We start from the raw sequence: 1,441 nt of genomic DNA, 5'->3' as shown, positions 1-1,441 counted from the left end.
AGCCTGCTCGGGTTCGAGCGGGGGGTGTCGACTCTGGCCCAACAGATCGGGTTCGCGAGTGAGTTGGGGCGGGTGGTCGAGGCCGCCGTTGCCTCGGGGGCCGTTGGCGATCCCGTCGTACGCGATCGACTCGTGCGGCAGTGGGCCGAGTTGAAGGCCATGCGGTGGAACGCCCTGCGGACCCTCGGGCGGGCCGGGGACGCGGGAGCCCCCAGCGTGGCCAAGCTGTTGTGGGGCGGGTGGCATCAGCGGCTCGGGGAGCTGGCGATGCAGGTGCGGGGGGCCGCGGCGACGGTCGGGCCGGTGGACTGGACGCCGTCACTGTCGTACGAACTCGACGTGTTCCAGCACCTGTTCCTCTTTTCGCGGGCCGACACGATCTACGGCGGCTCGGACCAGGTTCAGCGCACGATCATCGCCGAGCGGGTGCTCGGTCTGCCCAGGGAACCCAAGGGGGTCGTCTGATGCGCGGTGTGGTCTTCGACGGCAAGCAGATCGAGGTCGTGGACGATCTGGAGGTACGGGAACCGGGGCCCGGGGAAGTGCTGGTCGCGATCTCCGCGGCCGGGTTGTGCCACAGCGATCTGTCTGTGGTGGACGGGACCATACCCTTCCCCGTTCCTGTGGTGCTGGGACATGAGGGTGCGGGGGTCGTCGAGGCCGTGGGTGTGGGCGTCACCCATGTCGGGCCTGGGGATCATGTGGCTCTTTCCACGCTCGCCAACTGTGGGACCTGCGCCGAGTGCGACCGGGGGCGGCCGACCATGTGCCGGCAGGCCATCGGGCGGCCGGGGAAGCCGTTCACGCGGGGCGGGCGGTCCGTGTACCAGTTCGCTTCCAACTCCGCCTTCGCCGAGCGGACCGTGGTGAAGGCCGTACAGGCCGTGCGGATTCCGAAGGACATTCCGATGCCGTCCGCCGCGCTCATCGGGTGTGGGGTGTTGACCGGGGTCGGTGCTGTTCTCAATCGGGCGCGGGTCGGTCTTGGGGACAGTGTCGTTGTTATCGGGACGGGTGGGATCGGGCTCAATGTTCTTCAAGGGGCCCGGATCGCGGGGGCGTTGACGATCGTCGCGGTGGATGCGAATCCCGGGAAGGAGGCTGTGGCTCGGGAGTTCGGGGCTACTCACTTCCTTACGTCTGCCGAGGGTGTGCGGGAGATTCTGCCGAACGGGGCGGATCACGCGTTCGAGTGCGTGGGGCGGGTGGAGTTGATCCGGCAGGCCGTGGATCTGCTCGACCGGCATGGGCAGGCGGTGCTGCTCGGGGTGCCGCCGGCCACGGCCGAGGCGTCCTTCCTCGTCTCGTCCATGTATTTGGACAAGTCGATCCTGGGGTGCCGGTACGGGTCGTCGCGGCCGCAGCGGGACATCGCCCTGTACGCCCAGCTGTATCGCGAAGGGCGGTTGCTGCTCGATGAGTTGGTGACCGAGACGTATCC

At 68.4% G+C, this 1,441-nt stretch carries 2 protein-coding genes; both read left to right on the top strand.

Features of this window, described 5'->3' with window-relative positions; all coding sequences use genetic code 11:
- Positions 1 to 465: acyl-CoA dehydrogenase family protein (locus tag ACNFOC_RS54330; protein ID WP_416966305.1), on the top strand; the 465-nt coding region annotated here is incomplete at its 5' end.
- Positions 465 to 1,441: alcohol dehydrogenase catalytic domain-containing protein (locus ACNFOC_RS54325; protein ID WP_416966304.1), on the top strand; the 977-nt coding region annotated here is incomplete at its 3' end. The genes ACNFOC_RS54330 and ACNFOC_RS54325, both read left to right, overlap by 1 nt.

Origin of the sequence: Streptomyces colwelliae (assembly GCF_048158785.1) — a bacterium.
GTDB lineage: Bacteria > Actinomycetota > Actinomycetes > Streptomycetales > Streptomycetaceae > Streptomyces.
This window is presented reverse-complemented; position numbering and strand designations above follow the sequence as displayed.